Here is a 14,334-nt window from a genome sequence, read left to right as displayed (position 1 = left end):
CGGGGCGATCAGTTGCCCAGGACGTCGACCAGCCCCAGGACGAAGAACAGCACGATGCACACCGCCGCCACGGCGACGGGGATGAAGCGTGGATCCTTGATAGCCTTCCATACGGCCTGACGATTGCTGCGCGACCTTTCCATGACACCGCTCCAGGAGGAAAGCCGGCGAGCTTAAAGCATCGCCGGGGGCGGCGAACAGCGGGGTAGGGCGGCTCTCGTCGGCATTTCCAACCGCTTCGGCCCCTAGGCGACGCCGATCTTCCACTGCGGTGGTGGCGGCGTGCCGTTGACCGCGAAGTCGCCGACGATGCGATCCTTGTAGATGCGCGGATTATGGGAGGCGAGGGTACGGGCATTGCGCCAGAAGCGATCCAGTCCCTGGGGTCTCAGCGTGGCCGAGGCGCCCAGAGCGTCGAAGAGGCGTCCGGAGGCGTCGATGATCAGGTCCGTAACCACGTTGAGCGACTGGCAGACCTCCAGTTCGGCCAGTTCCACCGCGCGATCCTCGGCCGCCTGGTCATCCGCCTGCCTGAGGTCATGCACGCGCTGCAGCGCCTCGGCATTCTTCAGGGCGATCACCCCGGCGCAGTAGGCGGCGCTGCGTACCTGGCCTACCACGGCCAATACCTGTGGATCCTGGCTGACCCGGTCGGCATTACCAATGGTGAAGGTGCGGGTGCGAGCGGCGACCGCGGCCGCTACCTCGCTGCTCATGGCCCGCCCCATGCCCGCCAGGTTGGCGAGGTGGAAGACCTGGAAGAAGCCCGGCGAATAGCGGAAGCGCTCGCCTACCGTAACCACGTCCCCAGGCGCTACCCGGACATTGGTGAAGGTGGCCGTGCCGCTGGCGGTCAGCGTCTGGCCGAAGCCATTCCAGTCATCCACCACTGCCACGCCGGGAGCGTCGCGGCGGATGGTCGCCATGACGCGATTGCCGGCGTCATCGGTGGCGCCCACGTCGATCCAGTCCGCATAGAGCGAACCCGTGGTATAGAACTTGGTGCCCGAAAGCAGCAGGGTGTCACCTTCCCGACGCAGGCGGGTACTGAATTCGGCCCGCCGGGCATCGCCGACCTCGCTGGAGGCCGGACCCAGGGTTTCACCCGCGGCGATACGGGCAAACCAGCGGCTGCGACGTGCCTGGTCATCGCTGTTGAGCAAGCCTTCGACAAAGCCCATGTGACCGCGCAGCGCCTGCACCAGATTGGAATCGGCCTCGCCCAGTTCGATGAGCAGGGCAAACAGTTCCGGCAGGGTGACGCCCGCGCCGCCATGCTCGACCGGCAACCGCAAGGCGGTGACACCGGCCGCCTTCAGCCAGGCCAATTCTTCGACCGGCAGTCGCCGCTGTACCTCGCGTTCTATGGCGCCCGCGCGAATGCGCTGGAACAGCGGCTGAAAGCGGGCCGAGAGTTCGGCGTGACGCGCGGAAGGGCCGGCGCCCCAGCCTGCGGAAATGATGCTCATGGAAGAGAAGATCCTTCTGGTCGTGTCAGCAGAGAGTCGGGAAACGCGAGCCCAAGACGAGCCAGCTCGGTATGGGCGGCTCGGGTGCAGCCGATCAGCACCCTTGCCGCCACCAGGCGACGGCTCAAGGCACCCACGAGGGATACCCGTGCGCTAAAAACGTATCGGGTGCGCGTTGCCGGTCCGATTCGACTCAGGGGCGTCAGCCTCGATAGCCGAGGGGGCCTGGGCACGTCGAACACTTCCAGCCCGGCATCGAACTTCACCTTTGGAGTTCGAGCGGACGGAGCAGGCAGGAGGGTTTTATCAAACGGCGGCATGGCGAACTTTGCAGTACGTGAAAGTTGGCGGAAGTCTAGATGAGCGCTCAAGAGCGCCGCCAATCTTCAAAGCTGCTAAGGATATGTCTTTAACGGATCTTCGATGCAGGTGTTGCTCACGCAACAGTTGAGCTGCCTGATCGATGTTTTCTTATAAGCTTATGATTTTTCAGATATTATGCTATGTAAGGTAAGACGTAGGAGATGGCTTAGACAAGGCGTTCAATCAGGCGAAGTTATCAGGAGCGAGGTGGTGGAATAACGTCTTTTTCATGAGGTAATGCCTTAACGTTATTTGGCTTCTCTCTTGTTTTTCCCTAGGGTCGGCGTTGATTTCTCGTTATCAGGACCCTGCGGTGACTGTCTATCTCGATGCGCGGCACCGCCGCCTGATCAAGTTGCTCCTGCAAACCGCCACCGGTCGAAATGAATGGCCAACCTGGGGGCTGATCGTCGGTGTCTACGCCGGCTGGCTGACGCTCGTCTGGGCGTGGCCGCTACTAGGTTTCTGGATCCTGCCGCCGCTGACGATCCTGGTGGTGCTGCATCAGTCCCTGCAACACGAGTTGATTCATGGCCATCCAACGCGCCGGCCCGGGGTGAATGCCTTGCTCGCCTATCCGCCCCTCGGCCTCTGGTTTCCCTTTCCGCTCTATCGCGACAGCCATCTGGCGCACCATCGGCGCGAGAACCTCACCGATCCGACCCTCGATCCCGAGAGCCGTTATGTCGATGGCGAACTCTGGGAGCGGCGAGGGCAGGTCGGACGTGCGTTGCTCTGGATAGACAAGACCCTGATCGGTCGGCTCCTGGTAGGCCCGATCCTGTCGCTGCACGGCATGCTGGAGCTCGAAGTACGCCGCGGGTGGCGCGGGGAGCGGGGTGTGCTGCGCGTCTGGCTGATTCATCTGGCGCTGTGTGCAGGCTTGCTCCTGGCGATCCACTGGCTGTCTGGCATGCCGCTGGGGGTCTATGTGCTGGGGGTAGCCTGGCCGGCGCTGGCCATGGCGCTGATCCGATCTTTCTACGAGCATCGTCCGGCGCTGGACCCTGCGCAAAGATGCGTACTCAACGAAAGCGGTGGGGCGCTGCGCTGGCTATTTCTCAACAACACCCTGCACCTGGTTCACCACGATCTGCCGGGCTTGCCCTGGTATTTCATTCCACGGGTCTATCGAGCCAGGCGCCGTGCCTACCAGGTCCGCAGTGGTGGCTTCCTGTTTTCCGGCTATCGCGACTTGGGCCGCCGTTTTGCCTGGCGACCCGTGGATGTGCCTCTGCATCCTCAAGCGCAAGCAGCGGGTACGCCGGTTGGCAGACGGCCGTTTGCCATAGTTCTCATCACCAAATAATACCACCCCTATAGAAAGCCATTCAGCCTTCTTCGACTCCTCTGCTGCAGCACTCAACGGCGAAGGGACCAGCCACGATCAAGACGCCATGGTCGTCATGATCGAACCGAATACCGGCGTTGGACTGCAGACGAAGTGATGCGCAACTTGGGAGCGCTCCGGCTTCACTAGACAGGGGTGTAGTCGAAAAGGATGGTTTCCGGAATCGCCTCGTCAGGCGTGTTCCCGGTTTACTTCGCGTTTGGCTGATTGCTGCAACAGCCTGACCAAGGCGCGGACGCTTTCCGGCAGCGCCTCCAGATCCCTGACCAGGATATTTCGCTCGCGCAGGGCCCAGGGCTCTTCGAGTCGTACCGTCCTGATGGCCATGCTTTTGCCGTGATGCTGGGCGGCGGATTCGGGCAGGATGCCGATGCCCACCTTGGCTTCGACCATGCGGCACACGGCCTCGAAACTGGAGAGCTGGATACGCAGATTCAGGGTGGCGCCGAGACGCTCCACCTGATCCCGCAGGAAATTCAGCAGGCTGGTGCCCTCGCGCAGACAGATGTGCTGGTAGTCCAGGGTTTCACGCAAGGTGACCTGGGGCTGGCTCGCCAAGGCATGATCGGTCGGCACGACCAGCGTCAGGCGGTCCATGCTGTAGGGCAGGATCTGCAGATTGCTGGCCTCGATCAGCCCGGCGGTGATGCCCAGATCCGCTGCCCCGTCGATGACCCCCCTGACGATGTCACGATTGAGACGCTCCTGCAGATCCACCGTCACGCCGGGGCGGTCGGCGAGATAGCCGGCCAGCAGCCCCGGGAGAAACTCGGTAACCGCTGTGGTGTTGGCGAAGATACGGATATGTCCGCTGGCATCGCTGCGGTAGTCGGTGAATTCACCTTTGAGAAAGTCGACTTGGCGCATAACCAGGCGGGCATGTTGCAGCAGACGCTGACCCGCTGGCGTGAGCTCCACGCCGCGGCTGTCACGGTATAGCAAGCGGATGCCGAATTGGCTTTCGAGGGCCTTTATCCGGGCGCTGGCAGCTGCCGGTGAGAGGGCGGCCCGGCGTGCGCCCTGGGTCAGGCTGGGCGATTCGGCGATATGGATGAAGAGCCGCAGGTCAGGCAGGTCGAAATGCATGCTCTTGTACTCGGTACGTCTTTTGGCGTTCAGCCTAGCCGAATGCCGGCTTACGCAAATGTAAATTCACAGAACGAAACAACTCCCCTCAAGCTGGTTGAGAGCCTAATGACGGGAGCCAGACGACATGAACACTACGCCGGCCGAAGCCTGGGTGGGTCGAACGCGCGAAACCCAGGAGTTCCTGGGTCAACGCCAAGTTGCGCGTATCGCCCATACCTTCGACGAACCGCCGTTGGCTGCAGGCGAGGCGCTGCCGCCGCTCTGGCACTGGGCCTTCTTCGATAATCCCGTGGCAGGTGCCCAGCTCGGGCCCGATGGTCACGCGGCGCGAGGCACCTTCCTGCCGCCGGCGGAAGGGCGTAATCGCATGTGGGCAGGCGGACGCCTGGAGTTTCTCGGCGAACTGCGCGTTGACGAGCAGGCTCGTTGCCTTTCGACCCTGCTGCGCGTCGAGGAGAAGGCGGGCCGCAGCGGCAGCCTGCTGTTCGTGACCGTCGAGCATCGCTATTTCCAGCGCGACGAACTGGTACTGCGCGAAGAGCAGGACCTGGTCTATCGCGAGCCCGGAGCGCCCAAGGCCGGCAGCGGCGAAGCCATCGCACTCGGCGGCTGGGCGGAGTCGGTGGTGCCCGAGCCCACGTTGCTGTTCCGCTATTCGGCGGTGACCTTCAATGGTCATCGCATCCACTACGACTGGCCCTACGCGACCCAACAGGAAGGCTATGCCGGTCTGGTCGTCCATGGCCCGCTCATAGCGACGCTGTTGCTGCGCAGCTTTTGTCGCGCCCATCCCACCGCGCGGATACGGCAATTCAGTTATCGCGGCGTGCGTCCGCTGATCGCGCCCGCTCCCTTCACGCTCAGTGGTCAAGTCATCGCGCCCGGCGAGGCGGAGCTGTGGGCCGGAAATGGCGACGGTGCCGCCCAGGTGGCTCAGTTGCGTTTCGAGTGACAGCGGTGCCCCTATAACGACAAGAGGGAAACTCCCATGCTGGACGAACGACTAGAAGAATTCGCCGCCATTCGCGACGGTGTCCGTGGCCTCTGCGCAGGTTTTCCGGCCGAATACTGGCGCCGAATCGATGAGCAGAAGGGTTTTCCCCAGGACTTCGTCCAGGCGATGACCGCGGCAGGCTGGCTGTCCGCGATGATTCCGGAGGCCTATGGTGGCTCGGGGCTGGGCCTGGCCGAGGCGTCCATCATCCTGGAGGAGGTGAACCGCTGCGGGGGCAACTCCGGCACCATCCACGGGCAGATGTACAACATGTTCACCCTGCTGCGGAATGGCAGCGAAGAGCAGAAGAACAGCTATCTGCCACGGCTGGCCAGCGGCGAACTGCGACTCCAGTCCATGGGCGTCACCGAGCCCACCACCGGCACCGACACCACCAAGATCAAGACCACGGCGGTGCGCAAGGGCGATCGCTATGTGATCAATGGGCAGAAGGTGTGGATCTCCCGGGTGCAGCATTCCGATCTGATGATCCTGCTGGCGCGGACCACACCCCTGGAGGCCGTCCAGCGCAAGTCCGAAGGTATGTCGATCTTTCTGGTGGATCTGCGTGAGGCCATCGGCAAGGGGCTCACGGTTCGGCCCATCCCCAACATGGTCAATCACGAGACCAACGAGCTGTTCTTCGACGAGCTGGAAATTCCCGCCAGCAACCTCATCGGGGAGGAAGGCAAGGGTTTCCGCTACATCCTCGATGGGCTCAATGCCGAGCGCACCCTGATCGCCGCGGAATGCATTGGCGATGGCCGCTGGTTTGTCGAGAAGGCCAGTCACTATGCCCGCGACCGGGTGGTATTCGGTCGCCCCATCGGGCAGAACCAGGGCGTGCAGTTTCCCATCGCCGAAGCCCATATCGAGATCGAGGCCGCCGACCTCATGCGCTGGCACGCCTGCGATCTGTACGACCGCGGCGAGAACGCCGGCGCGGCGGCCAACATGGCCAAGTACCTGGCGGCCAAGGCCAGCTGGGAGGCGGCCAACGCCTGTCTGCAGACGCACGGTGGCTTTGGCTTCGCCACCGAGTACGACGTCGAGCGCAAGTTTCGCGAGACGCGCCTGTACCAGGTGGCGCCCATCTCCACCAACCTCATTCTTTCCTACGTGGCCGAGCACCTGCTCGAATTGCCGCGCTCGTTCTAGGGTGACTTCCATGACCCATACCGAACGTCTGGCGGCCTATCTCGGCGAGCTGGCCTATGCGGATCTGCCAGCCAGCGTCGTCACTCGGACCGAAGAGCTGTTTCTCGACTGGCTGGGCTCCGCACTGGCCAGCGATGGCAGCCATCCCATACCGCTGTTCCATGCCTATGCGCAGGCCATGGGCCCCCGCGAGGGGCGTGCCCGGGTACTCGTCGCGCCCTACGGCACCTCGCCCTACTTTGCCGCGCTGGTCAACGGCGCCGCCTCTCATCTGGTGGAGCAGGATGATCTGCACAACAGCTCGGTGCTGCATCCGGCGACGGTGGTCTTTTCCGCCGCACTGGCCGCCGCCCAGGACCTGGGAAAGAGCGGACAGGAACTGATCGTCGCCGCGGTCGCCGGCTATGAGGCGGGCATCCGCATCGGTGAATTCCTCGGGCGCTCGCACTATCGGATCTTCCACACCACGGCCACCGTCGGCACCCTGGCCGCGGCGGTGGCGGTGGGCAAGTTGCTGGGCTTCGACCGGGAGCAGTTCATCCAGGTGCTTGGCAACGCGGGCACCCAGGCGGCGGGGCTCTGGGAGTTCCTGCGGGACGCGGCGGATTCCAAGCAGCTGCATACCGCCAAGGCAGCGGGGGACGGACTGCTGGCGGCCTATCTCACGGCGCAGGGGCTGACCGGTGCGCGCAACATCCTGGAAGGCGAGCAGGGAATGGCCGCCGGCCTTTCCAGTGACGCCGACGCCCGCCGCCTGAGCGATTGCCTGGGGCAGCGCTGGGCCTTGCTGGAAACCTCCTTCAAGTTCCACGCGTCCTGTCGGCATACCCATCCTGCTGCCGATGCCCTGTTGGATCTGATGCGGCGCGAGCGCCTGGCGCCAGACGACATTGCCCGGGTGACAGCACGAGTTCACCAGGGCGCCCTGGACGTGCTCGGGCGCGTGGACGTGCCGCGGACCGTGCATCAGGCGAAATTTTCCATGGGCACGGTGCTGGGCCTGATCGCCGTCCATGGCAAGGCGCAACTGGGCGAATTCGCGAATTCCGCGCTGAACGATCCCGCGGTCGCGGCCTTCCGCGCGCGAGTCGGCATGCGGCTGGACCCCGAGGTCGACGCCGCCTATCCCCAGCGTTGGCTGGGAAGAGTCGAGGTGACAACCCGCCAGGGCGCCGTTCTGCAAGGACGTATCGACGAACCCAAGGGTGATCCCGGCAATACCCTCGACAGGGCCGAATTGGAAGACAAGTTCCGCCGGCTGGTCGCCTTCGCCGGCAAACGCCCACCCGCCGAGGCCGAGGCCCTGATCGCCCAGGCCTGGCGGCTGCACGAGTGCGTGGATCTCTATTGCTTCACCTGACCCGGAGTGAACCAAGATGGCTGTCGAAAAACCCCGTCCTCTGGATGGCATCACGGTCGTGAGTCTCGAACACGCGATCGCGGCCCCGTTCTGCTCCCGGCAGCTGGCCGACCTGGGCGCCCGGGTGATCAAGATCGAGCGGCCAGGCAGTGGCGATTTCGCTCGGGGCTACGACGAACGTGTCGCCGGACTCGCCTCCCACTTCGTCTGGACCAATCGTTCCAAGGAGAGCGTGGCCCTGGATCTCAAGCAGGATGACGCCCTGGCCGTACTGGACAAGCTGCTCGCCGGGGCGGATGTCCTGTTGCAGAACCTGGCGCCGGGCGCGGCGAATCGGCTGGGGCTGGGCTTCGAGGCGCTGCACGAACGCTTTCCCCGGCTGATCGTCTGCGACGTGTCCGGCTATGGCGGCGGTGGCAGCTATGAACGCAAGAAAGCCTACGACCTGCTGATTCAGAGCGAGGCAGGTTTTCTCTCGGTGACAGGGGGGCCAGACGATGACCAGCTGGCCAAAGCCGGCTGCTCGATCGCCGATATCGCAGCCGGCATGTATGCCTACAGTGGCATCCTGTCGGCGCTGCTGTTGCGTGAGCGGACGGGGGAGGGCAGTCGCGTCGAGGTCAGCATGCTGGAGAGCCTGGTGGAGTGGATGGGCTATCCGCTGTATTACGCCTACGCCGGCATGCCGGCCCCCGCGCGTGCCGGCGCCGCCCACTCCACCATCTATCCCTACGGGCCCTTTCCCGCAGGCGATGGCGGCACGGTGATGCTGGGCCTGCAGAATGAGCGGGAGTGGCAGCTCTTCTGTGAGCAGGTGCTGGTGCAACCGGAACTGGTTACCGATCCGCGATTTTCCGCCAACTTCAAACGCTCGGCGAACCGCGGCGTGCTGCGCGACCTGATCGTCGAGGCGTTCGCCCGGCTCAAGACCGAAGAGGTCATCGCCCGCCTGGAGCGGGCGCAGATCGCCAATGCCCAGGTGAATGACATGGCCGCCGTCTGGGCGCATCCCCAGTTGCGTGAGCGCGATCGCTGGCGTGAAGTCGACAGTCCGGCCGGTCCCTTGCCCGCCTTGTTGCCGCCGGCGAGCAACAGTGCCTTCGAGCCGCGGATGGATCCGGTCCCGGCGCTGGGCGAGCACACCGAAGCAGTGTTGCGGGAGCTGGGCTATGACCCCGTCGCGCTGGACGCGCTGCGCCAGCGAGGTGCGCTATGACCCCTACCGCCAGCCGCATGGCTGCTGATCCTCGCTCGGCCCTGTTCGTCCCGGCGACTCGTCCGGAGCGAATCGCCAAGGCCGTGGCCAGCGGTGCCGATGTAGTGATCGTGGACCTGGAGGATGCGGTCGCTGAAGCCGCCAAGACGTCGGCACGCGGCGCCCTCGAACAGGCGTTGCTCGCCGCGCCTGCCTTGCGGGTCTGGATACGGATCAACGCCGCCGCTCACTCGGCGCACGGCGACGACCTGGCGCTGTGCCAACGTCTGGGACAGGTGCTCGGGATCGTCCTGCCCAAGGCGGAAAGCGCCGCCCAGGTCCAGCGCGTCCATGCCGAGACGAGCAAGCCCGTCTGGCCGATCATCGAGAGCGCCCGGGGGCTGGATCGACTCAAGGAGATCGCCGGGGCTGCCGGAGTGGAGCGCCTGGTGCTCGGTGGTCTGGATATGGGCCTGGATCTCGGTCTGGAAAGCGGTACGGCGGCAGCCGAACGGCTGCTGGATCAGGCGCGCTTTCTACTCTTGCTGGAAGGCCGACTGGCCGGGCTGCCCGCACCGCTGGACAGCGTCTTTCCCGCCATCGATGACCTGGCCGGTCTGGCGACAGCCACCGCCAGTGCGCGTGACCAGGGCTTCGGCGGCCTGTTGTGCATCCATCCCCGCCAGGTCGCCGTGGTACATGACAGCCTGCGGCCGACGCCAGCGGAAATCGACTGGGCGCGGCAGGTGATCGCGGCGAGTCAAGGCGACGTCGGGGTCTTCGTCGTCGACGGGAAAATGATCGATGCACCCGTCATCGGGCGGGCTCAACGACTGCTGAGGCGTCTGCAAACAGGTGCTCCGGTGTTAGGCAGAGCTGAAGGCGGTGTTGGGCAATGATGAATTCCACCCCACGGAGGGGGCGCGTTTAATAAACCCGACCTGATTACAAAAACAAGATGAGGTGTCGCCATGCCCACGTTGACTATCAAGACGCTGTTCTGTGCCACCGTGTTTTCCTTCGCCGGTTCGCTGCATGCTGCAGATGACGCCCCGATTACCATCAAATTCGCCCATGTGGTCGCCGAGCACACACCCAAGGGGCAGGGCGCGGTGCTATTCAAGAAGCTGGCAGAGGAACGCCTGCCCGGCCGGGTGAAGGTCGAGGTCTATCCCAACTCCTCGTTGTTTGGCGACGGCAAGGAGATGGAGGCCCTGCTGCTGGGCGATGTCCAGATGCTGGCGCCCTCGCTGGCCAAGTTCGAGCACTACGCCAAGGCCGTGCAGGTCTTCGATCTGCCCTTCCTGTTCGACAACATGGCCGCGGTCGATCGCTTCCAAGCCGGCCCCCAGGGCAAGGCGTTGCTGACCAGCATGGAAGGCAAGGGCATCACCGGGCTGGCCTACTGGCACAACGGGCTCAAGGTGCTGTCGGCGAACAAGCCGCTGCGTGAACCCAAGGATGCCCGCGGCTTGAAATTCCGCGTCCAGGCCTCGGCGGTCCTCGATGAGCAATTCAAGGCACTGCGTGCCGTGCCGCGCAAGATGAGCTTCGCCGAGGTGTATCAGGGCTTGCAGACCGGGGTCGTCAACGGTACCGAGAACACCTGGTCCAACTACTACAGCCAGAAGGTCTATGAGGTTCAGCCTTACTTCACCGAGACCAACCACGGCCTGATCGACTACATGGTGATCACCAATACCAAGTTCTGGCAGGGCCTGCCCGAGGATGTCCGCAGCGAGTTGAGCAAGGTAATGGCCGATGTCTCTGTCGAGGTGAACCGCCAGGCTCAGGCCCTCAACGACGAGGCGCGTGGCGCCATCGCCAAGGCCGGTACCAGCGAAATCATCGAACTGACTCCCGCGCAACGCGAAGACTGGCGCAAGGCCATGCAGCCGGTGTGGAAACAGTTCGAGGGAGAGATTGGCAGCGAGGTGATCAAGGCGGCCGTTGACGCCAACAAGGCTAGCTAAAAAAGCCACGAGCGCTCCTTTCTTTCGCCCCCTGTCAGCTGTTGTCGGAGGTTCTTATGTCCGCCGTGACACGTCTTTGGGGCCGGTTAGAGGAGGCGCTCGTCGCCTTCCTGCTGGCGGTCATGACCCTGATCACCTTCTTCTACGTGGTGGTCAACAACGTTTACGCCGTTTTCTATTATTTCGCCGATCACCTTCCCTTTCTGGAAAAACCCCTCTTCGCCATCGGCGATGGCATTCTCTTCGTCTCCCAGGAAATGACCTGGAGCGTTGCCCTGGCCAAGGCCGTGTTCGGTTGGCTGATCTTCATCGGACTGGCCTGGGGCGTGCGCATCGGCGCCCACCTCGGGGTCGATCTGCTGGTCAAGGCCTTTCCGCCCGCGCTACGCAGGTCGGTCGCCTTGCTGGCGGTAGGCATCTGCATCCTCTACTGCGGGTTGATGACCTATTCCAGTCAGCAGTGGGTATCGGCCCTGATGACCGCCAACATCGGTGCCGAAGATCTCGACCGCTTCGGTGTGCGCCAGTGGAACATCGTCATGATCGTGCCGATCGGCTTCGCGCTCATGTTGATCCGCTTCGTCGAGGTGTTCCTGCGCATTCTCCGTAACGAGCAAAGCGGGTTCGGCGGACACAGCGAAGCCGAGGACGCTCTCAAACTCGTCGACGGACACCAGGGCACGGAGCGCCAGCCATGACTATCACCTTTCTGTTCCTGGCGCTTTTCGTCCTGATGTTCATCGGCATTCCGGTAGCCATTTCCCTGGGGCTTTCCGGCGCGCTCACCATCCTGCTGTTCAGCAACGACTCGGTCCGCTCGCTGGCCATCAAGCTGTTCGAAACCAGCGAGCACTACACCCTGATGGCCATTCCGTTCTTTGTGCTGGCCGGAGCCTTCATGACCACCGGGGGCGTGGCCCATCGCCTGATCGAATTCGCCAACGCCTGCGTCGGCCACATCAGGGGCGGGCTGGCCATCGCCGCGATCCTCGCCTGCATGCTGTTCGCCGCCCTCTGCGGATCGTCGCCAGCCACCGTTGCCGCGGTGGGCTCCATCGTCATCGCCGGCATGGTGCGTTCGGGCTACAAGCGCGAATTCGCCGCCGGCATCGTCTGCAATGCCGGCACCCTGGGCATCCTGATTCCGCCCTCCATCGTCATGGTGGTCTATGCCACGGCCACCGAATCCTCGGTGGGCAAGCTGTTCATGGCGGGGGTGGTGCCGGGGCTGCTGCTGGGGCTGGTGTTGATGGTGACGATCTACGTCATCGCCCGGATCAAGAATATCCCGGCACTGCCACGCGCGTCCTTCAAGGAGGTGTTGCGCACTGGTCGTCGTGCCATCTGGGGCCTCATGCTCATCGTGATCATCCTCGGCGGCATCTACTCGGGCATGTTCACCCCCACGGAAGCGGCGGCGGTATCGGCGATCTATGCAGCCATCGTCGCGGTCTTCGTGCACAAGGACATGAAGCTGAGAGAGTGCCACCGGGTGCTGATCGATGCGGGCAAGTTGACCGTGGTGCTGATGTTCATCATCGCCAACGCCATGCTGTTCGCTCATGTGCTGACCACCGAACAGATCCCCCAATCGATCACGGGGTGGGTCGTGGCCCAGGGCTTCTCGCCGGTGGAGTTCCTGATCGTGGTGAACATCGTGCTGCTGATCGCGGGCACCTTCATGGAGCCTTCGGCGATCATCCTGATCCTGGCGCCCATCCTGTTCCCCATTGCGGTCGAACTCGGGATCGATCCTATCCACCTGGGGATCATCATGGTGGTCAACATGGAGATCGGACTGATCACACCGCCGACAGGACTCAATCTGTTCGTCACTTCAGCGGTGACCGGGATGCCGCTGACCACCACCATCAAGGCCGTCGCCCCCTGGCTGCTGGTGATGCTGGCCTTCCTCATCCTGGTGACCTACGTGCCTTATCTGTCCCTGGCCTTGCCGAATTGGTTGGGCATGACCTGAGGCAGAGGAGGGTGACTGGGCGAAGCGTCCGACGACTTGCGATCGGACTCTTCACCCAGTGGTTGAGGCGGCGCCATGTACGGAGCGATCGGCCAAGACCGTCGTTGTCGCTATGTGGCCCCTGAATTGAACCCCGTTTAATACCACCCCTGTAAAAACCGAGCTGCCACCCTTCGATTCCTCTTGCACGAACATGTCATGGAGACGATGACCGCCCATCTCTGACTCCGCGCTTGGTCCTGGGCCGCTCGTCTTGCTAGCGTTCGCTGCTCAATAAGCGAAGAAGGCAGGGAGATAAGATGACCAACGCAACTCATGACGTCATTGTCCTGGGCCTGGGCGCCATGGGCGCGGCCACGCTTTACCAATTGGCCAGGCGTGGCGTGAAGGTCGCAGGCATCGATCGCTATGCACCGCCCCATGAGCTGGGCTCCAGCCACGGCGCGACGCGCATTACTCGCCAGGCGGTGGGCGAGGGCGCAGCCTACGTGCCCTTGGCGATCCGCTCGCAGCAACTCTGGCGCGAGCTGGAGGCGGAGCAGGGTGTCAGCCTGTTCGAACAGTGCGGCGTGCTGATCATGACTGCCACCGCGACGGCAACCTCTCATCACGGTCGCCCGGATTTCACCCAGGCCACCCTGGAGCTGGCGCGCCAGTACGGGATCCCTCATGAGGCCTGGGATGGCGCCGCCATTCGCCAGCGGTTTCCGCAATTCCAGGTAGCGGAAGACGCGCTGGGCTATTTCGAACCAGGTGGGGGTTACCTCTATCCGGAAGCCTGTATCCAGGCGCAACTGGACGTGGCACGCGAGCGGGGTGCCCAGATCCATACCGATACCGCCATCGAACGCCTGGAGACTGACGAGCAGGGCGTACTGCTGCATTCGGCACAAGGCCGCTGGCGGGCGAAGCGGGTCATCGTCGCCGCCGGCATGTGGAGCGCTGAACTGCTGGGCACACCTTTCGACCGGCTGCTGCGCGTCTGCCGTCAGAGCCTGCACTGGTTCGAAGTCGCCAGGCCCGAATTGTTTCCGGCGGATTCACCGAGCTTCATCCTCGCCCATGGCCGTGGCGACAGCGATCTCTTCTACGGCTTTCCACCTCTGCCTGGGGAAAATGCGGTAAAGGTCGCCACGGAGCAATACCAGAATAATACCACCCCTATAGGAATTGAGAAATCCATTCTCCCTGAAGAATCGAGCAGACTGTTCAGTCATCAAGTGGGGAGGTGGATTGACGGTCTTTCAGGCCGGGCGGTGCATAGCGCGGTCTGCGCTTACACCGTGACACCGGACTTCGGCTTTATCGTTGACGAGCATCCGACGCTGCCGGGTGTGACCGTGGTGAGTGCCTGTTCGGGACATGGCTTCAAGCATTCGGCCGCGCTGGGCGAGGCGCTCGCCC

13 protein-coding genes are annotated in these 14,334 nt (G+C 63.5%); 10 read left to right on the top strand and 3 right to left on the bottom strand.

Going from position 1 to position 14,334, the window contains the following annotated elements; genetic code table 11:
* Positions 1–8: 8 nt before the first annotated feature.
* Positions 9–143: a hypothetical protein gene (locus QMX82_RS14685; protein ID WP_256664572.1), complete on the bottom strand. Its 135-nt coding sequence runs from the start codon at positions 141–143 to the stop codon at positions 9–11.
* Positions 144–245: 102 nt separating this feature from the next.
* Positions 246–1,469: an acyl-CoA dehydrogenase family protein gene (locus QMX82_RS14680; RefSeq protein WP_282284825.1), complete on the bottom strand. Its 1,224-nt coding sequence runs from the start codon at positions 1,467–1,469 to the stop codon at positions 246–248.
* A 676-nt stretch (positions 1,470–2,145) separates the two neighbouring features.
* On the opposite strand from QMX82_RS14680, the gene QMX82_RS14675 reads away from it, so the two are divergent.
* The gene (locus QMX82_RS14675; protein WP_282284823.1) at positions 2,146–3,141 is read left to right on the top strand and encodes a fatty acid desaturase; all 996 of its coding nucleotides are present in this window, start codon (positions 2,146–2,148) and stop codon (positions 3,139–3,141) included.
* A gap of 213 nt (positions 3,142–3,354) precedes the next feature.
* On the opposite strand, the gene QMX82_RS14670 is transcribed toward QMX82_RS14675, so the two are convergent.
* Positions 3,355–4,269, bottom strand: a complete 915-nt coding sequence (locus QMX82_RS14670) for a LysR substrate-binding domain-containing protein (protein ID WP_282284821.1) — start codon at positions 4,267–4,269, stop codon at positions 3,355–3,357.
* A gap of 127 nt (positions 4,270–4,396) precedes the next feature.
* Between QMX82_RS14670 and QMX82_RS14665 the strand changes: the two genes are divergently transcribed.
* From QMX82_RS14665 to solA, 9 genes are all read left to right on the top strand, one after another.
* Entirely contained in the window at positions 4,397–5,224 is an 828-nt protein-coding gene (locus tag QMX82_RS14665; protein ID WP_282284819.1) for an FAS1-like dehydratase domain-containing protein, read from the top strand.
* A 36-nt stretch (positions 5,225–5,260) separates the two neighbouring features.
* Positions 5,261–6,424 (top strand): acyl-CoA dehydrogenase family protein, encoded by a 1,164-nt coding sequence (locus tag QMX82_RS14660; protein WP_410003684.1) that lies wholly within the window; start codon positions 5,261–5,263, stop codon positions 6,422–6,424.
* Positions 6,425–6,434: 10 nt separating this feature from the next.
* Complete coding sequence (locus QMX82_RS14655) at positions 6,435–7,784, top strand: MmgE/PrpD family protein (RefSeq protein WP_282284817.1); 1,350 nt, start codon at positions 6,435–6,437, stop codon at positions 7,782–7,784.
* A 16-nt stretch (positions 7,785–7,800) separates the two neighbouring features.
* A complete protein-coding gene (locus QMX82_RS14650) occupies positions 7,801–9,000 on the top strand; it encodes a CaiB/BaiF CoA transferase family protein (protein WP_208691132.1) in 1,200 nt (399 codons plus the stop codon).
* Complete coding sequence (locus QMX82_RS14645) at positions 8,997–9,878, top strand: HpcH/HpaI aldolase/citrate lyase family protein (protein ID WP_282284815.1); 882 nt, start codon at positions 8,997–8,999, stop codon at positions 9,876–9,878. Before QMX82_RS14650 ends, QMX82_RS14645 begins: the two co-directional genes overlap by 4 nt.
* Before the next feature lie 72 nt (positions 9,879–9,950).
* The gene (locus QMX82_RS14640; protein ID WP_282284813.1) at positions 9,951–10,952 is read left to right on the top strand and encodes a TRAP transporter substrate-binding protein; all 1,002 of its coding nucleotides are present in this window, start codon (positions 9,951–9,953) and stop codon (positions 10,950–10,952) included.
* Between the two features lie 56 nt (positions 10,953–11,008).
* Positions 11,009–11,650 carry a TRAP transporter small permease gene (locus QMX82_RS14635; protein ID WP_208691134.1) on the top strand — a complete coding sequence of 214 codons (642 nt, stop codon included), beginning with the start codon at positions 11,009–11,011 and terminating at the stop codon, positions 11,648–11,650.
* Positions 11,647–12,930, top strand: a complete 1,284-nt coding sequence (gene dctM, locus QMX82_RS14630; protein ID WP_282284810.1) for a C4-dicarboxylate TRAP transporter large permease protein DctM — start codon at positions 11,647–11,649, stop codon at positions 12,928–12,930. Before QMX82_RS14635 ends, dctM begins: the two co-directional genes overlap by 4 nt.
* A 299-nt stretch (positions 12,931–13,229) precedes the next feature.
* A partial coding sequence (gene solA / locus QMX82_RS14625) for an N-methyl-L-tryptophan oxidase (protein ID WP_282284808.1) occupies positions 13,230–14,334 on the top strand: 1,105 nt, incomplete at its 3' end.

The sequence above is a fragment of the Pseudomonas sp. PS02302 genome, from assembly GCF_029959585.1.
GTDB classification, from domain to species: domain Bacteria; phylum Pseudomonadota; class Gammaproteobacteria; order Pseudomonadales; family Pseudomonadaceae; genus Chryseomonas; species Chryseomonas aestiva.
The sequence above is the reverse complement of the archived record's forward strand: the minus strand, read 5'-3'. Positions and strand labels throughout refer to the sequence as shown.